The 23,249-nt window shown below is 48.9% G+C and carries 24 protein-coding genes; 13 read left to right on the top strand and 11 right to left on the bottom strand.

Annotated elements, in window-relative coordinates:
* Positions 1-28: 28 nt before the first annotated feature.
* Complete coding sequence (locus EYC62_08875) at positions 29-1,528, bottom strand: leucyl aminopeptidase (protein ID TAH32835.1); 1,500 nt, start codon at positions 1,526-1,528, stop codon at positions 29-31.
* Between the two features lie 133 nt (positions 1,529-1,661).
* On the opposite strand from EYC62_08875, the gene lptF reads away from it, so the two are divergent.
* The 6 genes from lptF to rsmA are packed head-to-tail and all read left to right on the top strand — an operon-like array spanning position 1,662 to position 8,945.
* On the top strand, positions 1,662-2,810 hold the full coding sequence (gene lptF, locus EYC62_08870; GenBank protein ID TAH32834.1) for an LPS export ABC transporter permease LptF: 1,149 nt from the start codon (positions 1,662-1,664) through the stop codon (positions 2,808-2,810).
* A gap of 3 nt (positions 2,811-2,813) precedes the next feature.
* Entirely contained in the window at positions 2,814-3,905 is a 1,092-nt protein-coding gene (gene lptG, locus EYC62_08865; protein TAH32833.1) for an LPS export ABC transporter permease LptG, read from the top strand.
* A gap of 3 nt (positions 3,906-3,908) precedes the next feature.
* Complete coding sequence (locus EYC62_08860) at positions 3,909-6,167, top strand: LPS-assembly protein LptD (GenBank protein TAH32832.1); 2,259 nt, start codon at positions 3,909-3,911, stop codon at positions 6,165-6,167.
* A 9-nt stretch (positions 6,168-6,176) separates the two neighbouring features.
* Positions 6,177-7,115 carry a hypothetical protein gene (locus EYC62_08855; GenBank protein TAH32831.1) on the top strand — a complete coding sequence of 313 codons (939 nt, stop codon included), beginning with the start codon at positions 6,177-6,179 and terminating at the stop codon, positions 7,113-7,115.
* A complete protein-coding gene (gene pdxA, locus EYC62_08850; protein ID TAH32830.1) occupies positions 7,115-8,113 on the top strand; it encodes a 4-hydroxythreonine-4-phosphate dehydrogenase PdxA in 999 nt (332 codons plus the stop codon). The genes EYC62_08855 and pdxA overlap by 1 nt, the downstream gene beginning before the upstream one ends.
* Positions 8,106-8,945: a 16S rRNA (adenine(1518)-N(6)/adenine(1519)-N(6))-dimethyltransferase RsmA gene (rsmA, locus tag EYC62_08845; GenBank protein ID TAH32829.1), complete on the top strand. Its 840-nt coding sequence runs from the start codon at positions 8,106-8,108 to the stop codon at positions 8,943-8,945. The genes pdxA and rsmA overlap by 8 nt, the downstream gene beginning before the upstream one ends.
* 32 nt (positions 8,946-8,977) lie before the next feature.
* On the opposite strand, the gene EYC62_08840 is transcribed toward rsmA, so the two are convergent.
* Together EYC62_08840 and EYC62_08835 are read right to left on the bottom strand one after the other, a co-directional pair.
* Complete coding sequence (locus EYC62_08840) at positions 8,978-9,607, bottom strand: guanylate kinase (protein TAH32828.1); 630 nt, start codon at positions 9,605-9,607, stop codon at positions 8,978-8,980.
* A 36-nt stretch (positions 9,608-9,643) separates the two neighbouring features.
* Positions 9,644-10,516 (bottom strand): YicC family protein, encoded by an 873-nt coding sequence (locus tag EYC62_08835; protein TAH32827.1) that lies wholly within the window; start codon positions 10,514-10,516, stop codon positions 9,644-9,646.
* Positions 10,517-10,549: 33 nt separating this feature from the next.
* Here EYC62_08835 and EYC62_08830 point away from each other — a divergent pair, with 33 nt between their 5' ends.
* Positions 10,550-11,353 carry an SDR family NAD(P)-dependent oxidoreductase gene (locus tag EYC62_08830; GenBank protein ID TAH32826.1) on the top strand — a complete coding sequence of 268 codons (804 nt, stop codon included), beginning with the start codon at positions 10,550-10,552 and terminating at the stop codon, positions 11,351-11,353.
* Here EYC62_08830 and mltG read toward each other — a convergent pair whose 3' ends face one another.
* Positions 11,354-12,334, bottom strand: a complete 981-nt coding sequence (gene mltG / locus EYC62_08825; protein ID TAH32825.1) for an endolytic transglycosylase MltG — start codon at positions 12,332-12,334, stop codon at positions 11,354-11,356.
* A gap of 245 nt (positions 12,335-12,579) precedes the next feature.
* On the opposite strand from mltG, the gene EYC62_08820 reads away from it, so the two are divergent.
* Entirely contained in the window at positions 12,580-13,785 is a 1,206-nt protein-coding gene (locus tag EYC62_08820; GenBank protein ID TAH32824.1) for a hypothetical protein, read from the top strand.
* On the opposite strand, the gene EYC62_08815 is transcribed toward EYC62_08820, so the two are convergent.
* Positions 13,786-14,463, bottom strand: a complete 678-nt coding sequence (locus EYC62_08815; GenBank protein TAH32823.1) for an XRE family transcriptional regulator — start codon at positions 14,461-14,463, stop codon at positions 13,786-13,788. It lies immediately after the preceding gene.
* Between the two features lie 382 nt (positions 14,464-14,845).
* Here EYC62_08815 and EYC62_08810 point away from each other — a divergent pair, with 382 nt between their 5' ends.
* Positions 14,846-16,123, top strand: coding sequence for an aminotransferase class I/II-fold pyridoxal phosphate-dependent enzyme (locus EYC62_08810; protein ID TAH32822.1), 1,278 nt, complete (start codon positions 14,846-14,848; stop codon positions 16,121-16,123).
* A gap of 4 nt (positions 16,124-16,127) precedes the next feature.
* Here EYC62_08810 and fabF read toward each other — a convergent pair whose 3' ends face one another.
* The 6 genes from fabF to fabD all read right to left on the bottom strand — a co-directional run bounded on the left by fabF (position 16,128) and on the right by fabD (position 20,476).
* Entirely contained in the window at positions 16,128-17,390 is a 1,263-nt protein-coding gene (gene fabF / locus EYC62_08805; protein TAH32821.1) for a beta-ketoacyl-[acyl-carrier-protein] synthase II, read from the bottom strand.
* 31 nt (positions 17,391-17,421) lie between these two features.
* A complete protein-coding gene (locus EYC62_08800; protein TAH32820.1) occupies positions 17,422-17,655 on the bottom strand; it encodes an acyl carrier protein in 234 nt (77 codons plus the stop codon).
* A 127-nt stretch (positions 17,656-17,782) separates the two neighbouring features.
* Entirely contained in the window at positions 17,783-18,292 is a 510-nt protein-coding gene (locus EYC62_08795) for a hypothetical protein (GenBank protein TAH32819.1), read from the bottom strand.
* Between the two features lie 82 nt (positions 18,293-18,374).
* Positions 18,375-18,692, bottom strand: coding sequence for a hypothetical protein (locus tag EYC62_08790; GenBank protein TAH32818.1), 318 nt, complete (start codon positions 18,690-18,692; stop codon positions 18,375-18,377).
* Between the two features lie 99 nt (positions 18,693-18,791).
* Entirely contained in the window at positions 18,792-19,529 is a 738-nt protein-coding gene (gene fabG, locus EYC62_08785) for a 3-oxoacyl-[acyl-carrier-protein] reductase (protein ID TAH32817.1), read from the bottom strand.
* Positions 19,529-20,476 carry a [acyl-carrier-protein] S-malonyltransferase gene (gene fabD / locus EYC62_08780; GenBank protein ID TAH32816.1) on the bottom strand — a complete coding sequence of 316 codons (948 nt, stop codon included), beginning with the start codon at positions 20,474-20,476 and terminating at the stop codon, positions 19,529-19,531. The genes fabG and fabD overlap by 1 nt, the downstream gene beginning before the upstream one ends.
* A gap of 244 nt (positions 20,477-20,720) precedes the next feature.
* Here fabD and EYC62_08775 point away from each other — a divergent pair, with 244 nt between their 5' ends.
* The 4 genes from EYC62_08775 to EYC62_08760 are packed head-to-tail and all read left to right on the top strand — an operon-like array spanning position 20,721 to position 23,114.
* Positions 20,721-21,113, top strand: a complete 393-nt coding sequence (locus EYC62_08775) for a 30S ribosomal protein S6 (protein TAH32815.1) — start codon at positions 20,721-20,723, stop codon at positions 21,111-21,113.
* Positions 21,114-21,130: 17 nt separating this feature from the next.
* Complete coding sequence (gene rpsR / locus EYC62_08770) at positions 21,131-21,430, top strand: 30S ribosomal protein S18 (GenBank protein TAH32814.1); 300 nt, start codon at positions 21,131-21,133, stop codon at positions 21,428-21,430.
* 27 nt (positions 21,431-21,457) lie between these two features.
* Positions 21,458-22,411: a DUF2232 domain-containing protein gene (locus tag EYC62_08765; GenBank protein TAH32813.1), complete on the top strand. Its 954-nt coding sequence runs from the start codon at positions 21,458-21,460 to the stop codon at positions 22,409-22,411.
* Positions 22,412-22,430: 19 nt separating this feature from the next.
* On the top strand, positions 22,431-23,114 hold the full coding sequence (locus EYC62_08760; GenBank protein TAH32812.1) for a 50S ribosomal protein L9: 684 nt from the start codon (positions 22,431-22,433) through the stop codon (positions 23,112-23,114).
* The last annotated feature ends 135 nt before the right edge of the window (positions 23,115-23,249 follow it).

The raw sequence follows: 23,249 nt of genomic DNA, 5'->3' as shown, positions 1-23,249 counted from the left end.
CCCAAAGGGAGGGGAATTTTAAACACCACTACTCGAAATTATCCGCGATCCATTGGTTCAATAAACGCACGCCGTATGCCGATGCGCCTTTGGGTGTGACGCCATTGTCCTTTTTCGACCAGGCGGTTCCAGCGATATCGAGATGCGCCCATTTGACGCCTTTTTGCACGAACCGGCCGAGATAATGGGCTGCCGTGGCGCTGCCTGCCTCGCGGCCATTGCCGATATGTTTCAAATCGGATTGGAATCCATCCAACTCGCGGTCATAGGCTTCGCACATCGGCATACGCCATAAACGCTCGCCCACCGCTTCGCCTGAAGCCGTCAATTGTTTGGACAATCCGTCGTCGTTGCTGAACAGCCCGGCGAATTCATGACCCAACGCCACCAGAATGGCGCCGGTCAACGTGGCCAGATCCACCATCACGCTCGGTTTAAATTTCTGCTGCACATGCCACATGATATCACACAACACCATCCGCCCTTCGGCATCGGTATTCAACACTTCGACGGTTTGGCCCGACATGGAGGTTACAATATCGCCCGGACGCTGCGCGTTGCCATCGGGCATATTTTCAACCAGACCCACGATACCGACCACATTCACCTTGGCCTTGCGCCCGGCCAGCGCCATCATCGTTCCAACCACGGCCCCGGCCCCGGCCATATCCCATTTCATTTCTTCCATCCCGGCGGCGGGTTTGATCGAAATACCGCCAGTGTCAAAGGTGACCCCTTTGCCGACCAAGGCAATCGGCCCGGCTTTGCCTTTGGATTTTGCGCCGTTATACTGCATAATCGCAACGCGCGCCGGACGTACGCTGCCCTGCGCCACGCCAAGCAATGCGCCCATTTTCAAGGCTTTGATTTGCTTCTCATCCAATACTTCAACTTTGATGCCTAACTTGGTCAACTTCTTGATTTCCACGGCAAAGCTTTCCGGATAAAGCACATTTGGCGGCTCGTTCACTAAATTCCGGGTGAAATTCACGCCATCGGCGATTTTGGATAATGTTTCGAAATGCGATTTTGCGCCAGCCGATTTGCCCGACATGACATTTAAATTTTGCAACGCCGGTTTGTCTTCGGGTTTGTCCTTGGTACGATATTTATCGAACCGGTAAGAACGAAGCTGGGCGCCGATTGCAAAATGCGCCGCCATTTTGCCGGCATCCATTTTCGCTTTGGCAAATCCGTCAATCGCCACCGATACCGATTTATCCGGATTTTTCGCCAAATAGCCGATTAGATTTCCACCCAGCGCTTCCACCTGAAACGCGGTCAATTCTTCCGGTTTGCCCAGACCCATCAATACGATCTGGCTGGCTTTCATGCCGGACGGCGCAAGTATGGTTAAAAACTGATTCCGTTTACCGGTAAATTTGCTCGCCTCCATCGCGCGTTTCACCAGGCCTTTTTGGTCCTTGTCGATTTTGGTTGCGGACGGGGAAAGGCCTTTGCCTTCGTATACGCCAACGACATAAGCGCCATGATCGGGGGTGCCTAAACCGGCAAAAGCGATTTTCATGAGGAATCCTTTGGAAATAGAGGGTTTTAGAGAATTTCTCTTAAGATAACGAAAAATTTCAGCGCAATCCAGGCCTGTGAACAAATATTTGTAAATACTGGAAAAAGCGATGCAAAAAGGCTAGATTCGCCGGATGTTTCGAAACCTGTCCCGGCTCGACCGATATTTGATGCGTCAAATCGCGGTGGCGGCCACGGTAATCACTTTGTCTCTAACCTTCATCGTCTGGATTACCCAGTCGCTGAAACTGGTTGATTTCATTGTCAATCGGGGAATTCCGGTATCGACCTTTATCTATCTTGCATTGCTGACTTTGCCTGGCTTGTTGCCGGTGATTTTGCCGCTGACGGTTTTTGCCGCCGTTTTATTTATTTTCTACCGCCTGAATTCGGACAGCGAATTGGTGGTGATGCATTCCGGCGGACTCAGCGCCTGGCGAATCAGCCGTTCTCCTTTGATATTCGCGCTAATCATGACGGCTTTTACATACTTGCTAACGCTGTATCTAACGCCGCTATCCTACACCGCGTTTAAAAATCTGCAATTCAGGCTGCGTAACGATTATTCGCTGACGCTGCTGGAAGAAGGCGTATTCACCCAAGTGTCCAAGGGTATCACGGTGTTCATCCGCGAACGGCAATCGGACGGATCGCTGCACGGCATATTGGTGCATGACAATCGCGATATTAATCAGCCAGTGACGGTTTTGGCCGAAAGCGGAGTTCTAAGTTTACAGCGCGGCGATCCGGTTATTTCCGTCATCAAAGGCAGCCGCCAGGTATTGAACCATAAAAACAACACCGTATCGATGTTGTATTTCGATTCCTATACGCTGAATTTAAATCAAATCATGAACGCAGAAAATGCCGACCGCGCGGCCGACCCCAAAGAAATGGGATTGGGCGATTTATTTTTTCCCGGCGCCAATACCGAACCGCGCACGCAAATGCGGTATCAAGCCATCGCGCATCAGCGTCTGATCAGCCCGTTGAGCATTCTGGTATTCTGCCTGATCGCTTTGGCTACATATCGCCACTGCATGCCGCGCCGCCAAGGTTCCACGATTCGTCTTGGCGCAACCATTGGCACCGTTATCGGATTGCAGGGACTGTTTTTAATTTTCTACAACATGCTGGGATCTTATTCCGGCGGAATGTTCTATGCCCTGCTGGCGCTGAATTATCTGCTGCCGATAGGCATTATTTTCTATTGCCTGTATCTGCTGCAATTGTTGCCGCGCATTGGTGCAACCCTTACAGCCATTCAAGCGGCGGAGGCGTAGCGAATGCATATTTTCGACCGCCTGCATAATTATCTGGTACGGCAGTTCTTCAAAGGATTTTTTACCGTCTACATGGGCCTCGCCTTTGTGGTGTTGCTGTTCGATTCGGTGGAATTGATGCGCCGCGCATCGGGGCGTTCGTTCGTTCCATTCCGCACTATCCTGGAAATGGGGTTGTTGAAATTGCCGCAAATGATGGAAATGTTGCTGCCGTTCGTATTTTTATTCGGCGCGATGTTTACATTCTGGCGGCTGAATCGCGCCCATGAATTGGTTGTCATCCGCACCGGCGGCGTATCGGTTTGGCAATTTTTAAAACCGGCTTTGGCCGTGGCCGCCTTATGGGGCATATTGCAAGTAACCTTGTTCAATCCGTTTTCCGCCGCGCTGTATGCCAAATACTCGCAGCTAGAGGCAAAATATTTCGAACGCGGCATATACCAATCCTTTATTTCGACCGACGGTTTATGGATCCGTCAAATCGAAACCGATTTCACCATGATACTGCATGCCAACGTTGTCGAGCCGGATTTGTCCTTGCGCGAAATCAATGCGTTTATTTTCGACCCAAGCTTTGTATTTCAACGGCGCATCGACGCCGATACCGCAAGATTAAGCGAAGGAAGCTGGACATTCGACCGCGTTACCGTTACCGAACAAAGCGGCACGCGCAAGATGCTGCCTACTTTGCAAATCATCAGCAGTTTAACATTGGACAAGATTCAAGAAAGCTTTGCTCCGCCGGAAAGCCTGTCGGTGTGGAAATTGCCGGGCTTTATCACGGTACTGGAAAATTCCGGATTTTCGGCAATGCCGCACCGGCTGTATTTTCACAGCATGCTGACAACGCCATTTATGTTGATGGCGATGGTATTGATTGCCGCCTGCTTTACCATATCGCCGGCGCGCAACCAAAAAACCATGCTGCTGATCGTTGGCGGCATTTTCTGCGGATTTTTGTTTTACACATTTTCCGACATCGTTCACGCGCTGGGCGGATCGGGCCGTATTCCAGTGATTTTTGCCGCCTGGGCGCCATTTTTTATCACGGCGTTTCTTGGAGTCGCCACTTTACTGCATAACGAGGATGGTTAGACAATGCGTTTTTCCACCCTATTCTTAATCGCAGCGGTCCTGTTGGCGCCAATTTCATGCCTGGCGCAAAGCAGTTTTTTTGCCGCCAGCCAAGCCGCCAGCGGCGATGAATTTAAAAAAGAACCCGTGTATGTCGAAGCCGACAGCGTCACTTACGATCATGATTACGGGGCTATCACCGCACGCGGCGGTGTCGTTATCGTTCAGGCCGGACGCGAAGTCACCGCCGATCAAATCAATTACAACGAAAAAGAAGATATTCTAACCGCCAGCGGCAATATCGCCCTGCGCGACCGTGGCGGAGATACAATTTACGCCGATTTCATAGAATTGAAAGACGACATGAAAAAAGGCGTGATTCAAAATCTGCGCCTGCGATTGAACGATAACAGCCGTCTTGCCGCGCGCCGGGCCGAACGCAGCGAAGGCCGGTATAACAAAATGGATTATGCGGTATTCTCGCCATGCTTGCCTTGCGCAAAACATCCGGAGCGAGCGCCCACCTGGCAAATCAAATCAAAGAATGTCACGCATGACCAGCAAGCCAGGGAAATTCAGTACGAAGACGCCAGTCTGGAATTGTGGGGCGTACCGGTATTTTACAGCCCTTATTTATCGCATCCCGATCCCAATTTGAAACGGCGCAGCGGATTATTGGGCCCAAATTTTAAAAATTCCGATGAATTGGGCTTCGTTTATCGTCAGGCCTATTATTTTGATATTAATCCATCCACCGATTTAACGGTGGAACCCATCATCATGACCAAGGATGGATTTATTCTGTCCCAAGAATACCGTCAGCGTTTGCAAAGCGGCCGGATCGATTTCAAGGGATCGGTCGGCGAAGTGGACCGGCGGCGGGCCGATGGCCAGAACGACACCACCACCCGTGGCCATATTGACGCGGTATGGACCCAGGATATAAGCGATAACTGGCGCAGCAATTTAACGATCGACCGGGCCAGCGACAAAACCTATTTGCGCCGCTACCGTTTCAGCGGGGATGATGTTTTGATCAGCAAGGCCGAAGCCGAAGGATTTTTTGGCCAAAGCTATGCGCAAATGCGCGCCATGTCGTTTCAAGGCTTGCGCAGTTTCGACAAATCCCGCACTACACCCATTATTTTGCCGCAAATGCGGTATAACTATGTCAGCGGTTATGATGGCTGGGGCGGATTGTGGCAAGTCAACACCGATTTGCTGAATTTGCAGCGGCAAGACGGAACGGACAGCAGACGGCTTAGTGTCGATGGAGCATGGCGTAAACCGATGCGTACCGACAACGGACAATTGATTGATTTAACTTTGCGAACGCAGGCCAGCGGATATGCGATAGACGATTATGACGACCCAACCACGTCTGCCGTCGATCCCGACAATGGCTGGACCGGCAGAGCGGTGCCGCAAGCGGGATTAAGCTGGCGTTATCCATTGGCCGGAAATTTCAATCTTGATAATCGCCGGCTGACCAAGTATGTGGAACCAATTATTTTCATGGTTACTTCGCCTAATGTCGGCCGAAATTCCAAAATTCCGAACGAAGACAGCCAAGCATTCGAATTCGACGAAAGCAATTTGTTTTCCTTTAAACGTTTTCCGGGTTACGACCGGATTGCCGGCGGACATCGGATCGATTACGGCCTCAACATGGGATTATTCGACGATGAAAGCCGTGGCGGTAAAATCTTTATCGGACAAAGCTGGCGCGCGCGCGAAGATAATACTTATGAATCTGGATCCGGCCTAGAAAATCACTTTTCCGACGCGGTTGGAAAAATCGAGGTTAACCCAAGCCAGAAATTGGATTTAATTTATCGCTTCCGCATCGACACGGATAAACCCGCATTCCGCCGCAGCGAATTTTCCGCGCAAACCCGTACCGGCGCGCTGACGCTGGGCCTCGATTATATTTTCCTGGATCGTTTGGTGGGTAACAATGAATTCAACGATCGCGAACAGGTTGGAACCCGCGCTTCCTGGCAGATGACCGAAAACTGGAATCTATCGGGACGCATCTTAAGCGATATCAATTCCAGCCATTCCACGCGCGAATGGGGCACGGGATTAACCTATCATAATGAATGTATTTCGGTGGGGCTGGCGGTGGAACGCGAATTTATTACCGACAGCGAAAACAAACCCGGCACTTCCATTTTGCTGCGCGTTGATTTAAAACATCTCGGCGGCGAAATTCAACCCGATTACTTCACCCAACGCCGTTCCAGCGAATATACCGGCACCCTGTTACCGCAACAACCATAAGGTTCTATTATGCGTAAATTGTTTACTTTTATTTTATTCTGCTTTTTGGTCCACACAGGCAGTGTTGCGGCGCAGACTATGGAAATCGCCGCCCTGGTCAATGACGAAGTGATCTCGCGCCTAGATGTGGAACAACGCATATCCCTGATTACTTTGTCTGGCGATAGGGCATTGACCGACGAAGAAAAACAAAAAATATACCCGCAAATTCTGCGCAATTTGATCGACGAACGATTGGAAATCCAAGAAGCAAGGCGCTTGAATATTACCGCCAGCGAAGGGGAAATCGTTGCCGCGGTAGGCCGTATCGCCACGCAAAATAACATCCCACCCGCGGACTTTGAATCCTTTATCACCCAAAAAGGCGGCAGTTACGATTCGTTGTTGGAACAGATCAAAGCCACGATCAATTGGACCAAAGTAGTCCGGCAGAAATTCTCGACAACCGCCATTGTCACCGAAGATGAAATTCAAGACGAGATTGCCAAAACAAATCCGGCTGCGCCAACTCCGGAATACTTGCTGTCGGAAATATTCGTTCCCTTCGATGATCCGGCTGGCGAAGCGGAAGCAAAGCAAAATGCCGACCGCATGGTTCAGGATATTTTAAATGGAGCTCCATTTGCCGATATTGCCCGCCAATTTTCAAAAAGCGGCACCGCGCAGAACGGCGGCGATATGGGATGGATAAAACAAGGCCAGTTACCGGAAATGGTCGAACAAAAATTGGCTAAAATGCAGCCGAACCAAATTACCCGTCCATTGCGCACCGAAGACGGCTTTGTCATTTTATTTTTACGTGAAACGCGCACACCGGAAGCGGATTCCGTTCCCGCGCCCGACCGCCAGGCGATTGCCGATACGTTACGGCAAAAGAAACTGGAAAGCTCCGCGCGCAAATATTTGCGCGATTTGCGAAGTTTAGCGCTGGTCGATATTCGCAGCTAATGGACGCCCCTAAACCCATATTCGTAACCATGGGCGAACCGGGCGGCGTTGGCGCCGAAATCACTTTGCGCGCCTGGATGGAATTGCGTCATACCCAGAATTGCTGCTTTATTTTGCACCACGATCCGGATTATTTGCGCCTAACCGCGCAAACCGCAAACTTAGATATACCTTTGCAAATTGTGCAGGGCATTGGCGAAGCCCCGGCCGTATTTAAAGGTGCATTGCCGGTTTTGCCAATCCAATTAAATCAAAAACCCATTATTGGCCAAACCGATACGGCGAATGTGCCGGCAATTTCATCATCCATTAAAATGGGCGTGGAATTATGCCGCGCAGGCAAAGCGGCGGCGATGGTCACCAATCCCATCAACAAAGCCGTAATGATCAAGGGCGGATTTCAATTTCCCGGCCATACCGAATATTTATCGCATCTTTGCGGCGGCGTGAAACCGGTGATGATGCTGGCCAACGATCAATTGCGCGTGGTGCCGTTGACCGTGCATACGCCGATCCGGGATGTGGCGATGAAGATAAATCGCGATTTAATCCTGCAAATTGCGAAAATTGTTCGTGACGGATTGCAAGGCAAATTCGGCATTAAAAATCCTATCCTGGCTTTTGCCGGGCTGAACCCGCACGCGGGGGAAGATGGCGAAATTGGACGGGAGGAAATTGATATCTTTGCCCCTGCCCTGGCCGAATTGCGCAATATGGGCATGCAAGTCATGGGGCCGTTATCGGCCGATACGATGTTTTTCGCCGAAGCGCGGCGCGAATATGATGTGGCCATTTGCGCTTATCATGACCAAGCTTTGATTCCCGTTAAAACCGTCGATTTCTGGCGCAGCGTCAATGTAACGCTGGGCCTTGATATTATTCGCACCTCGCCCGATCACGGCACGGCCCTTGATATCGCCGGGCGCGGCATTGCGCGCGGCGACAGTATGATTGCCGCCATCCAAATGGCGGCAAAAATGGCGGGGTCGCATGGATAAGTCCATCGAACATTTGCCTCCCTTGCGCGAAACTATCGGTCAATTTGGCTTGCGCGCCGAAAAATCGCTGGGCCAGAATTTTTTGCTGGATTTAAATATCACCCGCAAAATCGCCCGTTATGCCGCGCCATTGGATAACGGCACCATTGTTGAAATAGGCCCCGGGCCTGGCGGCCTGACCCGCGCGTTATTTTTAGAAGGCGCGAAACATGTTGTGGCGATTGAGAAAGATTACCGCTGTATCGAGGCATTGCAACAAATCGCCGCGCACACCGATGCAAAACTGGATATTCGCAACGAAGACGCTCTGGAAGTTAAAATTGCCGATATCGGCCCTGCCCCGATCAAAATTATCGCTAATCTGCCATACAACATCGCAACGCCTTTATTATTGGAATGGCTGCATGAAATATACGCGGTGCCCGGCAAAATCAGCGATATGATTTTAATGTTCCAACGCGAAGTCGCGGATCGCATTATCGCCGTACCGCGCACCAAGGATTACGGGCGCTTGTCGGTGATCTCGCAATGGCTATGCCACGTAAAACCCCTGTTTACCTTGCCGCCACAGGCATTTACCCCAGCGCCGAAAGTAGAATCGACCGTGGTGCAGATCACCCCGCGCGCGGCGCCATTATTTCCCGGCCAAATAAAAGATTTGGAACGGCTAACCGCCGCCATGTTCGGCCAGCGGCGGAAAATGTTGAGGGTGTCCCTGAAACAAATCTGGCCAGACGCCGAAGCCAAATTGATCGCGGCGGGATTGAATCCCACCGCACGGGCGGAGGAATTAAACATCGAAGATTTTGGGAAATTGGTTTCCTTACTTTAACTACCCTCCCTCAAGGGGAGGGTAGCTTTTTATTACTGCCCCTGGCGTAAATGTTTGACGAAATCGGAAAGGCCCAATTGCCGATTGCGGCGCAACCGTTCGGCATGCAGGATTTTTTCAACCGCCAGCACACTGCTGTCCAAATCGTTGTTCACGATAATATAATCATATTCGCCCCAATGGCTCATTTCGTCGGCGGCTTTGTTCATGCGGAATGCCACGACTTCAGCGCTGTCTTGCGCGCGGGCAATCAAGCGGCGTTCCAATTCCACGGTCGATGGCGGCAGAATAAAAACGCTGACCAGATCTTCGCGCGCTTTTTCCGCCAATTGCTGTGTGCCTTGCCAATCGATATCGAACAACACATCTTTGCCCGAAGACAGGGCTTGCTCCACCGGGTCGCGCGGCGTGCCATAATAGTGATTGAACACTTTGGCGTGTTCCAACAACTCGCCGCGATTCAAACGCAAATTGAACTCCGTAGTATCCAGAAAATAATAATCCACGCCTTCGGTTTCACCGGGGCGTTTCGGACGCGTGGTAACGGAAATAGAAAGGCTGATGTTAGGATCGCGTTGCAGCAACCGGCGCGAGATCGTGGTCTTCCCCGCCCCGCTGGGCGAGGACAAAACAAACATTAATCCTCGGCGCTGTATATCCATTTCGGGTTTATACTATTGATCCGTGCGCGAGGCAAGCTACTCTATGTTTTGCACCTGCTCACGCAGCTGATCTATGGTGTTTTTAAGTTCCAGCCCGATCCTGGTCAGCTCGATATCCGCCGATTTAGAGCATAAAGTGTTGGCCTCGCGGTTAAATTCCTGGCACAGAAAATCGAATTTCCGGCCATTGCCTTCGCCACCCAGCAATTCCTTGGCCGCCTGAATATGCGCTTTTAAACGGTCCAATTCTTCGCGTACATCCGCCTTAATGACCAGCAATGCCAATTCCTGGGTCAGCCGCTGGTCGTCTATATTAACCCCTTTGGTCAAATTGGCCGCTTGATCGATTAACCGGGCACGCATAACATCCGCTTGCGGCACAAGCCGCGCTTCCGCTTGTTCGGTGAATTTTGCAATCGCCTCGATCTGCCCGGTCATAATTTTAGACAATGCCTGGCCTTCGTTGCGGCGCGCCCCGTCCAATTGCTGAATGGTTGGCAGGATCAAGGCCTGCCACAATTCCATCGCAGCATTATCCGGGATATCCGCCGGCGGTTTCGATTGCACGATCCCGGGGATTGCCAGCACTTGTTCAAACCGCATGGATACATCTTCGAAATTGCTTTTCAGCTTGCGCTGCAATTCCATAAAACGATGCAATAACGCTTCGTTAATATCGACATTGTCCGATTTGCCGGACAATACGGAAATATTTAAGGTTATCGTGCCGCGCCGAATGATTTTGGGTACTTCTTGGCGCAAAAACGGTTCCAACAAGTCATATCCTTCGGGCACGCGGCAACGTAAATCCAAATTACGGCCATTGACCGATTTAATTTCACATTGCCAGGCGGCGCCTTGCCATTGTACCATGGCCCTTGCAAATCCGGTCATGCTCTTGATCGTCATTATCTACTCCCTATTCTGAACGGAATACTAGCGATGTTACAGCCAAAATCAATTTTAATTACCGGTGCCAGCAGCGGAATCGGCGCAGCCCTGGCCGAAGAATATGCCGAGTCTGGCGTAACGCTGTTTTTAGGCGGACGCAACAAAGAACGTCTGGAACAAGTCGCCGAACAATGCCGGAGCAAGGGCGCCACCGCGCATATATCGCCGGTGGATGTGATGGACAAGGTTACTATGTCATCCTGGATTGGTTGGGCGCATAATACGGCGCCGTTGGATTTGGTGATTGCCAATGCCGGTATTTCCGCCGGTACCGGCGGCGATGGCGAATCGGAACAACAAACCCGAAGCATCCTTGCCGTTAATATAGAAGGCGTAATCAATACGATTTATCCCGCGCTGGATGCTATTCGCCGACGCAGGTTATCGCCCGAAGATCAAAATGATAAATCCAAATTAAAGGGCCAGATCGCAATTATGAGTTCGCTGGCCGGAATGCGCGGTTTTCCCGGCGCGCCAGCCTATTGCGCCAGCAAAGCCGCGGTAAAATCGCTGGGCGAATCCTGGCGCGGCATGTTAATGCGGGAAAAAATTGGCGTTACGGTTATTTGTCCAGGATATGTTAAAACGCCGATGACCGATGTCAATAACTTCTTTATGCCTTTGTTGATGCCGGCGTCCCGTGCGGCACAAATTATCAGAAATGGCCTTAGCAAAAACCGGCCGCGTATCGCGTTTCCATTTTTCACTTATTTCATGACATGGTTTTTAATGGTCATGCCGCCACGCCTGTTCGACCGCATGCTGGCGAATTTGCCGGAAAAACCAAGTCAGTAATTACCGGTTTATTTTCCGCCAATTTTTGACGTTTCTTTCATGTTCCGCCAGCGTTTGCGAAAACACATGCCCACCCTTGCCATCGGCGACAAAATACAATTCCTTGGTTTCCAGCGGATGCAAAACCGCTTCGATCGATTTGCGCCCTGGATTGCCTATCGGCCCTGGCGGTAAACCTGTAACCATGTAGGTATTATAAGGATGCGCGGTTTTTAAGTGGTCGTAAGTCAAACCTTTACTTAGATTTTTACCAAGCAATATCATCGCGTATTCCACGGTTGGATCGGCTTGCAGTGCCATGCCGATGCGCAGGCGGTTAATATAAACCGCCGCAACGCGCGGCCGTTCGGCATCAATTGGCGTTTCAGCCTCGACAATCGACGCCAATGTTATCGCATCATGCCAGTCGCGCAGCGGCAGATCCGCCAGGCGGCCGTCCCATATTTGTTTTTGCAGATTCTGCATCGCGGCCGTCATTTGGTCGATCAATCCTTGCCGCGTATCGCCGTAAGCATAGGTATAGGTTTCCGGCAATATATCGCCTTCATTTGGCCTGAACTTAATATCGCCCGTTAAATTTGGCATTGCCGCGATTTGGGCCAACACATCGGCAATCATCGCGCCTTCAATCACCGTATACCGATGCTGCACTGTTTTCCCAGATGCTATTTTCTGCATAATTCTGGAAGATGAATCGTAAGCGCCAAATTCATATTCACCAGGTTTCAATTTTTTCTCGGCGCCTTGCAAAAACGTACCGGCCATAAATACAAAGCGGTTTCCAATAGCGGCTTCTTGCTCCAATTGCCTGGAAATAGCCGACAAGCCTTTACCCGGCGGAATAATAATGATTTTAGAGTTTTGCAATGGACCTGCATTATTCCATTGGCCAATTCCCCAGAAACTTAAACCAATTCCAGTGCCTAAAATTATAGCGAGCGCAATAGCGATAGAAATACCGATGACATTTTTACGATTCATAGCGACAGATGTAGACTATTCCTGCCGATCCCAAAATGAAATTTGGCTCACAAATAATCTTGCTTTAAAAGTGATCCGACATCAAAACAATGTGCCTAAAACCTATTTATGGAGTATTTTTACATTTTCTTAATGTATAATACGTTAATTAACTATTTTATATGGTTATAATATCAATTATATATTGACCACGACATTGGATTAATCTAAAAAGTTTTATACACAGAATATTTTAAGGATGCAGCATGGAAAGACTCAATTTTCGCGTTACCCAAGCGATCAATGATAACGCCGCAAGAAAATTTGCCGCAGAATTCGATACCGCATTGATTACCGATTTAGGCAATACCGAAATGCAATCCATTTGCCGTAGTTTCTTGGATTTTTTTCAAGAGAAAGTTCTGCAAGTAAATAATTTTTATGTGGTTCCCACGGAAAAAGGAACGCTTAGCAACGATTACGCCATCCTAGCGGGCCATCACCACACCGGCAAAAAACTGGTTGTAGGCAGCAATTTCACACACAAATCAATTCACCAGGCGGTAGAAAAACAATCCCTGGATTTGGAATTAATCCCATGCCATGCAGAATTGGGATATGAAATGGACCGCGAGGAATTGATTCAAAAATTGAATCAGCTTAGCGGTCGAATTGGCACAATTGTGTTAACCATTGGCGTACCCGCGCATGGCAAATTATACGATTTCCCTATCGATGTGGTGCAATATTTCATTCTACAGCAACGCGCCCTGGGCAACCCTATCTGGCTGCATGTTGACGCAGCTTTTGGATATACGGAAATATTGCGGCGTAAAGACCAACAGATTCGTCAGTTAATGCAACACGCCGACTCTTGGACGGTCAATCCGCACAAATGGGTTGGACCTATGGGGTTAAGTTTGGTTGGATTTAAAGATGGTAAATTGCCGAAATTGCCCGATCAAAAATATTTTGCTGGTGCTTATACCATGTTTGGCAGCTCTCAAAGCGGCTACGCATTAGCTGCGGCATGGCATTTGATGAAACGGCCAGGCTCTATTTATATGTTAGAAAAATTATCCAAGGAAGTTTTCAGCAACGCCCAAAAAATGGCGGAAATATTTACTAAACATGGCTTCAAATTGGTCTGCCCTGTAGAAACCAGGGTAGTAGCGGTTGATTTATACCATCCGGAAATTCGCCAATTCGATTCGCCTTTGATGCTGGGTGACTATCTGAAAGATTCATTCGGCATGATTGGCGTTGATATGGATATTTGCGAAATTAATGGTCAGCATTCTTTGCGCTTTATGATGAACCCAGCGCCAAAGAAATTGTTTTATGACCGGCTGCGCAAAATGGATTCTATTTTGAAATCGCTCCTGCCAGGACAGATATCGGAAAATTTATCGTATATCGCCCCAGAAGTTCCGGCCAACCATCCATCGCGGCCTGACCACATAGCGGCCTGATTAAGATCCGCCGTAAAAATCGGGCTGGGACAAAGCGCGGCTGACGTCTGACGGCAGGCCACGCCCCATGCTCCACAAAAACTCAAATTGACGGTGAAAGCTGTCTGTCAATGATGCATTCCTAATGCAAATAGTTTTCTTAGCGTCCCAAATAATAAGTACGAATACCTCGCCATAAATCATGTATGGAACTTTTCCAATCAAACCTTCGGGAACCCAACGATAGGCTTTTGGATCAGACAAAATGTAGGTGTCATTTTCCCGGATAATGATGCGTTCAACGACCTTATTCTGACGAATAAAATCGTCATATCGCTTCACTTCTTCCTTGCCGTATTCGACGAAACGCCTTTCATCAATACCGCACATCAAGCTCTGTCCAGATGCTTTTAAATACGGGAACGCATAATCGTTCATCAAGGTAATAAAGCGGGATCCTTCAAACACATGCAATTCAATCACTTCCCCGCGTTTGCGCACGCCTTCTCCATCCGTGAATTCGATACCAACATTTTCTAGGGTTTGCCGAATAGCATTAATGGTTTCCACGCGTGGGGAACCAATACCGCGCTCTAAGTTATTGATTGCAGTTAAGGAAAGGCCACAAGCATCGGCAAGATCAGATTGCTTCCAATCGAGCAGAGCACGCGCCGCCTTTACTTGTTGAATTGTGATCATAAAAAAAATTTCCCAATAGAGTATTATACTTTAAATTTTCCTAAAACAAGGTAAAAAACCTTATTTTCTCTGTAAGAAACGCTAAATTTGTATTGACAGCCGTTTCCTTTAAGTATATTTTACTAACCATAATTACAACAGCCGCAATTAAACAAAAGCGAGTTGGACAGGGAGACTAAGAGATGAAGAATATTAATCCATTAATTGCACAAGATATTGATTTTTCTAAGCTTTTATTTGAGTTAGAACAAATCAATTTGCGTCTTTTAGTTGAACTAAAACAACAACAGCGCTTTAAAAACTCCATTGAAAAAAAACAAAACAAATAGATCCTTATTGACAACAATCATTAATTTACATAAGTTACCGTAAAGGAAAATTAATGATTGCCATCCCTACACGAGAGCCAAACCCAGATAGTTCTTCGTCGCATGATTCAGGCATATCCGACGGCCGCGGCACCAATCTGTGGTTGATGGCGCCGCGAAGCACGCTTACCGCTAAACGATTTGGGTTGCGATTTACTGACCGCAGTTTAACCGACTGCAGCGATATAGAATTAGATGGAATTCGTACAGAGTTCTGTGACTTTATCAGCACCCAAATTCTTAGCCTAGAAAATGTTGTTGGAGTGCCATTTAATAACGGCACCACTAGCAACCTGCACGCAATTAGTTTAGCCGCTAATCATAATAATAGAGACTTGGTCATTTGCAGCGACCTTTCTCACAAATCGATCGCCCAGGCATGCCACATTACTAAACAAACGGCACAACCTATTTATTGCTCCCGCAACTGTAATTTTCGTGTTCCGCGCGAGGACCTAATTCGCTTTTTAAAGGATCATGGCGACCGCGTTAGCTGTCTAGTCGTCACTATAGGGACGACACAGCTTGGCACTATGAATGATTTCCCCTTTGACCCCGAGATAGCCGCCTTATTAAAAGAAAAAAAGATATGGCTACATGTAGATGCAGCCATGGGAATCCAAGCCCATTTAACTGCCAGCAATGAAACGACTCGTCTATTATTGGCAAACGCAGATTCAGTCATGATCGACCCCCACAAATTCGTCGGGGTTATGGATTTAAGTTTATTATTTGTAAAAGAATCCCATATAAAATCTACCAATTTACCAGATCAACATTATTTTCCTGGATTGCAGACTCAGTTTGGTACAACGCGTGGTGGATTCCCAATCGCGGTCGCTTGGAAAACCATACAAATGTGGAACGGCATTGAAGGAGTTAGGAAAATAGCCGAGACACGCCATCGCTGGGCCAAAAGTCTAAGCACTAGCATTCAAAAAGCGGGATATGATTTAGTAGCACCTCTGGAAACCACTATCATAGCCGTGGATATGGGGATGCGAAATGGCGAACCAATTACCGACACTCCCGAGCAAACCGCGGAATGCATCGCACAAATTCGGGCCGTCAATTATCAAAATCTGCTAAGCGAAGTTCACGGACTGGCCGTTGGAAAACTTCATCTCGAAACAGTAGATAGAAGCATACACGGTTTAAGAATTGTTATTACTCCTAAACGCGAAATTACAAAAACTATTATTCAAAAAACAGCACGAGCTTTTGATAGAATGAGCCGTACGAGTATGATGCAGGTTTTACCAGTAAAAAAACCTGAGAGATTTGGCCGGTAATTTATTAACCGACCCGTTTGAAGACCAAACTGGCGTTGGTCCCGCCGAAACCAAAGGAATTGGACAAGGCTACGTTTACTTTACGTTGTTTAGCCTGGTTCGGAACGAAATCCAAATCGCATCCATCCGACGGGTTTTCCAAATTTAAGGTTGGCGGACAGACATTATCGTTAATTGCCATGATGCTGAAAATTGCCTCAACGCTTCCAGCCGCGCCTAGCAAATGCCCGATCGACGATTTGGTCGACGACATCGACAATTTATAGGCATGATCGCCGAATAAACGTTTGACCGCTTTGACTTCGATTTCATCGCCCAGCGGCGTCGATGTGCCGTGTGCATTGATATAATCAATATCCGATGGATTGACATGCGCGCGTTTCAACGCCGCTTGCATCGCGCGGAAAGCGCCATTGCCGTCTTCGGGCGGCGCGGTAATATGGTGCGCATCGCCGGACAAACCATATCCAGCGACTTCGCCATAAATTTTGGCGCCGCGTTTTTTGGCGTGTTCGTATTCTTCTAATACAACAACGCCAGCACCCTCGCCCATCACGAATCCGTCGCGGTCTTTATCCCATGGGCGCGATGCGCGGGTTGGCGTGTCATTGAAACCGGTCGAAAGCGCGCGCGCTTGAGAAAATCCAGCAATCGCCAAACGGCAAATCGTGGCTTCGGCGCCGCCGGCAACCATTACATCCGCATCATCCAGCATAATCATGCGTGCGGCATCGCCGATCGCATGCGCGCCTGTGGAACAAGCGGTAACCACCGCATGATTCGGGCCTTTGAATCCGTATTTAATCGAAATCTGGCCAGAAGCCAAATTGATCAAAGCCGATGGAATAAAGAATGGGCTGATTTTGCGTGGACCGCCTTCGGCCAAAATATTGGCGCCTTCGGCAATTTCCACCAAACCGCCGATGCCGGACCCGACCAGAACGCCGGTGCGTTCCAATTCATTTTCCGCCGTGGGTTTCCAACTGGCGTCTTCGATCGCTTGCTGCGCGGCGGCCATCGCATACACGATAAAATCGCCCATGCGGCGGCGGTCTTTGGCCGGAACATAATCATCGGCATTGAAGAATCCATCAGCCGATGCGCCGGGCGGCAAGGTTCCGCCTATTTTCGCCGGCAGATCCGATACATCGAACGCCTGAATTTGGCGCAAGCCGGATTCCCCCGCAAGCAGGCGCGGCCATACGTGTTTGGCGCCGCAACCAAGCGGCGTTACCAAACCAAGTCCGGTGATGACGACTCTTCTCATTATGCGATGAACAGCAACGAAGGGCCTAGAATTAGGCGTGCTGTTGGATGTAATCGACAGCGTCTTTAACGGTCAGAATTTTTTCCGCCGCTTCGTCCGGAATCTCGCAACCGAACTCTTCTTCGAACGCCATTACCAACTCAACGGTATCGAGGCTGTCTGCCCCTAAATCATCGATAAAGCTGGCGTTGGTGGTGACTTTGCCGTCTTCCACGCCCAAATGCTCGACGATAATTTTCTTTACGCGTTCTTGTACATCAGACATTGTTTTACCTCTTATTGGGTTAATTCAAACGGTATCCAATACCGTTTTTTTGCCATTTTGACAATTATTTTCCGCTTACTGCCTGAAAAACCAGGAAATATTGTGTATAAGTAAGGGGTTAGGATAATTACCGTCCAGCGTTTGCCAGAAGCCCTTCCCGTATATAAGCCACCAAATTATCGCCGGTTCTAATCGATGCTACGCTTGGATCTTGCCCTTCCAAGCCAAAATATTCTTCACAAGCAAATATTGCTGACAATCTTCCATCAGGACTCATGGTTCTTTCGGGACGCATACGATCCCTGGTCAGTTCCGCATCCAGAGGCATTACCTGCGCAGGATTTTGAGTATTAACACGAATCACGGTTTGAACAATTTGTGGTACTGCTTGATCGGGATCTAAAGTCATGGCAATCGCAGTTGCCAATCTACCCACTGTTTCCATTGCGCCAAAATCGGTAGAAGCAATTTCTACACCTAATTCTCTGCGAACAATGTCAGAAACAGTTTCGTAAGCTCTGGGTCTATTTACAAATAAAAGATTAGCCATTGGGTCCTTCGGCGTATAATCCGAACGGAAACCATGCGTTGCACGAGCTACAGTATCCAATATTTGCGCAAAATCTAAATCTGCCATTTATTTCTTCTCCATCTCTACCTTAAATATTTTTCTTAAAAGTCGAGTGGTAATAGCATTTATATATGACAGAATTATGAATTTAGGTTCTAAAACGGCTGGTGGCTTTTAATAAACCAGCAACGGTTAAGCCTAACTGCTCCGGCGACCATCTCAAATTCAATTCTGTTACTTCAACGCCAAACATGGCGTTTGCTCTCATCCGAATATCTACGGCATCCGTGGGCTCACCCTTCCCGCCACCCACAGTCATAGACGATGCTCCCAGATCAATAAAGCTTGAGGCTGGATTATATTCTGCTTTATCTACGCTCAATGCCGCCATTACAATTTCACGAACGCCGTCGTTAATTTCTTGCTGGCCGAAAGAGGCGGTTACTGGCTGTGCTGTAGTAGTCATGCATATTCTCCTGATAAATATTATGCCGTCATCATAATATTCGTTTCTTTAATGTCAACGAATAGAAATATAAGAAAATCAGGGTTTTAAAAGATGATATTAAATCATCGCCATGCCGCCATTCACATGCAATGTCTGGCCGGTGATATAGCCCGCCGCATCGCTGGACAGGAATAAAGCGGTATCGGCGATATCATTCGCGGTACCCATTTTACCCATCGGGATGCGGGTGAGAATTTTTTCTTTTTGTTCTGGTGTCAACACATCGGTCATCGGCGTTTCGATGAATCCCGGCGCAATAACGTTCACGGTGATATTGCGGCTGGCGACTTCTTGCGCCAAGGCCTTGGAAAAACCGATCAAACCTGCTTTCGAGGCACAATAATTTGCTTGGCCTGGATTGCCGGTGGTACCCACCACCGATCCAACCGAAATAATACGGCCATAACGATTTTTCATCATCCCGCGCAACGCAGCGCGCACCAACCGGAAAGTACCGGTTAAATTGATATCGATCACTTGCTGCCAATCTTCGTCTTTCATGCGCATCAACAACGTATCGCGCGTCACGCCAGCATTGGCGATCAGGATATCGATTTTGCCTAATTTGGTTTCGGCTTCGGTAATCAAACCATCGATCGCCGCACCATCGGATAAATTTACTGGAAATACATGCGCACGATCGCCGAGTTCACCCGCTAGTTTTTGTAATACTTCCACACGCGTGCCAGTCAACATTACCGTTGCGCCGGCAGCATGCAATTTTTTTGCAATCGCGCCGCCAATGCCGCCCGTAGCGCCAGTAATCAATGCGGTTTTTCCAGATAAATTCATCATTACATTCCTTTTAAAAAGGTTTCGATATCCGCCGGGCCTTCAATATTGACCAATTGGATTTCGGGATCAATGCGTTTTACCAAACCCGTTAGCACTTTGCCCGAACCGATTTCCACAATCTGCGTTACGCCTTGGGATTTCAAAAACTGAATCGATTCGCGCCAGCGGACCATGTTGGTCATTTGTTCGACCAACAATTTGCGCAAATTATTGGGATCTTGTTCTGCCTTTGCCGTGACGTTTGCAACCAACGGCAAAGACGGCATGCCAAATCGTGTATTAACGAGCGCTTGTTGCATCGTATCGGCGGCGGGTGCCATCAATGGCGAATGCGATGGCACCGTAACCGGCAATAGCAGTCCGCGTTTCGCGCCGCGTTCCTTGGCAATCGGAAGTGCGCGTTCCACCGCAACCTTGTGCCCACTGATCACCACTTGTTCCGGCGAGTTGTCGTTCGCCGCCACGCAAATTTCGCCCTTGCCATTGCTGGCAAGTTTTGCGACTTCTTGCGCTTGTTCCAAATTCATGCCCAATAAGGCCGCCATGGCGCCAATGCCGTTCGGCACCGCTTTTTGCATCGCTTGTCCACGTAATTTCAATAACTTGGCCGCTTCTGTTAAACTGAAAGTGCGATTCGCGCATAGGGCCGAATATTCGCCCAAGCTGTGCCCGGCCACGAATTTCGCTGCATTGGTCAATTTGATATTGGCTTCTTTTTCCATCGCCGACAACAATGCCATACTGACTGCCAGCAAAGCCGGTTGCGCGTTTTCGGTTTGGGTCAATTCTTCGATTGGCCCTTCGAACATCAATTTCGATAGATTCTGCTTTAACGCCTCGTCGACTTCGCCAAACACTTCGCGCGCCTTGGCAGACGATTCGAAAATGGACTTGCCCATGCCGACGGCTTGCGATCCCTGGCCCGGAAATACGAATGCACGTGTCATTACCCCCACCCCTTATAATTTACTGCGCCGCATCAATAATATAAGCCACCTGCCCCGTCCACTAAAAAATGTCATAAATATTAATATTTTAGGGCAAATCTAGGCTTGCCAGGCTGTTTAAAATACCCTATAAAACACCCCTTACATAACTCCTTGCCGGCGGCATATGACCGTCGGCTTGTTTGGTTTTTACCCGGGATGGGCCTGGGGATAAACGCAAACGATTAGCCAGAGGGAGAAACACATGGCTTTTTATGAGACCGTGTTCTTGGCACGTCCGGATATTGCGGCCGCGCAAGTAGAACAAATCGGCAATTTCTGCGCCGATATTATCACCAAAAATGGTGGCAAAGTCGTCAGCCGCGAATATTGGGGCTTACGCAATCTTGCTTACCGCATGAACAAAAATCGTAAAGCACATTACATTATGCTGAACATCGAAGCGCCAGGTCCGGCCGTGATCGAGTTAGAGCGTAATTTGCGCATTCACGAAGACGTTATGCGTTATCAAAGCATCAAAGTAGACGCGCTGGAAACCGGCCCGTCGGTTGTGATGCGTGCGAAAAATAACGAAGGCCGCGAGGAATTTGGCGATGATGAAGATCGCTTTGATTTCGCCGCCGGCGATAGCAATTAAAGCAGGAGATCATCATCATGGCTTTTCAACAAAGAGAAGGCAGATCATCGCGCGGTCCGCGCACCGGTGCAACCGCCGGCGCAGCAGCAGGTGTTCGTCGCCCATTTTTCAAACGCCGTAAAACCTGTCCATTTTCGGGCGAGAATGCTCCGAAAATTGATTACAAGGATACGCGTTTATTGTCGCGTTTCATTTCTGAACGCGGAAAAATCGTACCAAGCCGTATCAGCGCCGTAAGTCCGAAAGCCCAACGCAAGTTGGCCCGGGCGATTAAACGCGCTCGTTACTTGGGCTTGTTGCCATACGTCGAAGTCTAATCAACCAAACCAGTCAGGTTACCGATCATGGATAAACAGAATTGGATATATGCAATTGCAGGCGGCGTTCTAAGCGCCCTGTTGCTGTACGTCGGATTTCACAATCCGTTACTGGCGGCGACCGTATCCAATCTATGTCATATTCCATTGTTCATGGTGGCCTTGGCTTTATCCCATACCGGCGCCATGCTTGGCACCGTTGCCGGCACGTTGTTGATGCTGTTCTTAGTCAAAGTCGAAGGCGTATTTTCGGCCGGAGGCGCAATGCTGTTTTTATTCTTATGCGGCATTCCTTCGATCGTAATTGGCCATTTTTCTTTACTGTCCCGTGATGTCATGGGACGAACCGAATGGTATCCAATCGGCAATGTGCTGGTGTGGCTGGTCGCGGCATCGTTTGCGATCTATACCACTTTCTTCCTGGCCGCAAGTCAGCCAGGAAATGAATGGACCGTGCAATTGCAGGACGAAATCGTGAAATACATGTCCTCGCAAATGCCGCCGGATCAGCAATTGGCCCTGGAAGATTTGCAAGCCCTAGTATCGTCAATTCTGCAATATTTGCCTGGTGTCGTCGTCAGCATCTTTTTGCTGACCGTCGTCGTCAACGCATTGATTGCCGAATGGTTGTTGGTACGCATGGGCAAGCAACAACGCCCGATGCCGTTAATGCATGAACTCGATTTGCCAGACTGGACCCCGATGGTGGTTGCCGGGATTGGCCTGATCGTATTCCTGGCCAGCGGCAATTGGCAAATCTGGGCCATCAATATGTTGGTGATCTGTTTGATCCCGCTATTGCTTGCTGGATTGTCGGTGATTCACACGCTGGTGCTGAAATCGCCGATGCGGATGGTATGGCTGGTAATCGTGTATGGGATTGTTTTGTTCAGCCCTTTCTTGGCAATGATGCCGCTGTTTTTAATCGCAGCAATTGGATTGGCCGAACAATGGTTGGAATTACGGAAACGTGTAAATTAATTTTGAATCGGAGGAAACTATGCGTGTTATTTTATTAGAACGGGTCCAAAGTTTGGGCCAAATGGGTGAAGAAGTCACCGTAGCGCCAGGGTACGCACGGAACTTTTTGTTACCGCGTAAAAAAGCTTTGCGCGCCACGGAAAACAATCGTGACTTTTTTCAAAAACAACGGGCGCAATTGGAAGCGACCAGCCTGAAGAAAAAAGGCGAAGCCGAATCGGTTGGCAAAAAAATCGCCGATCTGTCGGTGGTATTGCTGCGCCAAGCGGGCGAAGCCGGCCAATTATACGGCTCTGTCACTGCTCGTGACATTGCTGTGGCTGTAACTGAATCGGGCTGCTCGATCACCCGCGAACAAGTGGAAATTCCACAGTCGATTAAAATCATCGGCGTATATCCAATCAACATCACTTTGCATCCGGAAGTATCGGTAACGATTACTGCCAACGTTGCACGCAGCGATGAAGAGGCGAAAACCCAAGCCACTGCCGTGAAAAATGGCCGTCCATTGGGCGCAATGCCGCCAGCGACTGCGGATGACGAAGAGAAAAAACCTCGCCGCGCGCGCGAAGCCAAACCAGCCGCTGAAGAAGCATCTGTAGAAGGCGAAGCGGTTTCCGCGGAAGCATCTGCCGAAGGCGAGAAAAAGCCGAAAAAAGCCAAGAAAGCCAAAGCCGATAAGGCAGAAGGCGAAGCAGCCTAACTAGGTCAATAGCGTATAGGGTAATAGGGAAGAAATATTCCCCTATTACCCTACTACTCTATACCCTACTACCCTTCTTCAACACTTATCCCCCATTCTCACATTTACCTATATTCTTCGGCCTATACCCCGGCC

Source organism: Alphaproteobacteria bacterium (assembly GCA_004295055.1).
Lineage (GTDB): Bacteria > Pseudomonadota > Alphaproteobacteria > SHNJ01 > SHNJ01 > SHNJ01.
This window is presented reverse-complemented; position numbering and strand designations above follow the sequence as displayed.

Bases quoted from the DNA above. Each gene is read 5' to 3' on its own strand.
- lptF (TAH32834.1), top strand. From the start codon at position 1,662: ATGTTTCGAAACCTGTCCCGGCTCGACCGATATTTGATGCGTCAAATC.
- EYC62_08790 (TAH32818.1), bottom strand. From the start codon at position 18,692: ATGACTACTACAGCACAGCCAGTAACCGCCTCTTTCGGCCAGCAAGAA.
- EYC62_08840 (TAH32828.1), bottom strand. From the start codon at position 9,607: ATGGATATACAGCGCCGAGGATTAATGTTTGTTTTGTCCTCGCCCAGC.
- EYC62_08855 (TAH32831.1), top strand. From the start codon at position 6,177: ATGCGTAAATTGTTTACTTTTATTTTATTCTGCTTTTTGGTCCACACA.
- mltG (TAH32825.1), bottom strand. From the start codon at position 12,334: ATGAATCGTAAAAATGTCATCGGTATTTCTATCGCTATTGCGCTCGCT.
- EYC62_08835 (TAH32827.1), bottom strand. From the start codon at position 10,516: ATGACGATCAAGAGCATGACCGGATTTGCAAGGGCCATGGTACAATGG.
- EYC62_08800 (TAH32820.1), bottom strand. From the start codon at position 17,655: ATGTCTGATGTACAAGAACGCGTAAAGAAAATTATCGTCGAGCATTTG.
- EYC62_08795 (TAH32819.1), bottom strand. From the start codon at position 18,292: ATGGCAGATTTAGATTTTGCGCAAATATTGGATACTGTAGCTCGTGCA.
- fabD (TAH32816.1), bottom strand. From the start codon at position 20,476: ATGACACGTGCATTCGTATTTCCGGGCCAGGGATCGCAAGCCGTCGGC.
- rpsR (TAH32814.1), top strand. From the start codon at position 21,131: ATGGCTTTTCAACAAAGAGAAGGCAGATCATCGCGCGGTCCGCGCACC.
- fabG (TAH32817.1), bottom strand. From the start codon at position 19,529: ATGATGAATTTATCTGGAAAAACCGCATTGATTACTGGCGCTACGGGC.
- EYC62_08875 (TAH32835.1), bottom strand. From the start codon at position 1,528: ATGAAAATCGCTTTTGCCGGTTTAGGCACCCCCGATCATGGCGCTTAT.
- EYC62_08820 (TAH32824.1), top strand. From the start codon at position 12,580: ATGGAAAGACTCAATTTTCGCGTTACCCAAGCGATCAATGATAACGCC.
- EYC62_08760 (TAH32812.1), top strand. From the start codon at position 22,431: ATGCGTGTTATTTTATTAGAACGGGTCCAAAGTTTGGGCCAAATGGGT.
- EYC62_08765 (TAH32813.1), top strand. From the start codon at position 21,458: ATGGATAAACAGAATTGGATATATGCAATTGCAGGCGGCGTTCTAAGC.
- EYC62_08815 (TAH32823.1), bottom strand. From the start codon at position 14,463: ATGATCACAATTCAACAAGTAAAGGCGGCGCGTGCTCTGCTCGATTGG.
- EYC62_08830 (TAH32826.1), top strand. From the start codon at position 10,550: ATGTTACAGCCAAAATCAATTTTAATTACCGGTGCCAGCAGCGGAATC.
- lptG (TAH32833.1), top strand. From the start codon at position 2,814: ATGCATATTTTCGACCGCCTGCATAATTATCTGGTACGGCAGTTCTTC.
- EYC62_08775 (TAH32815.1), top strand. From the start codon at position 20,721: ATGGCTTTTTATGAGACCGTGTTCTTGGCACGTCCGGATATTGCGGCC.
- rsmA (TAH32829.1), top strand. From the start codon at position 8,106: ATGGATAAGTCCATCGAACATTTGCCTCCCTTGCGCGAAACTATCGGT.
- EYC62_08810 (TAH32822.1), top strand. From the start codon at position 14,846: ATGATTGCCATCCCTACACGAGAGCCAAACCCAGATAGTTCTTCGTCG.
- EYC62_08860 (TAH32832.1), top strand. From the start codon at position 3,909: ATGCGTTTTTCCACCCTATTCTTAATCGCAGCGGTCCTGTTGGCGCCA.
- fabF (TAH32821.1), bottom strand. From the start codon at position 17,390: ATGAGAAGAGTCGTCATCACCGGACTTGGTTTGGTAACGCCGCTTGGT.
- pdxA (TAH32830.1), top strand. From the start codon at position 7,115: ATGGACGCCCCTAAACCCATATTCGTAACCATGGGCGAACCGGGCGGC.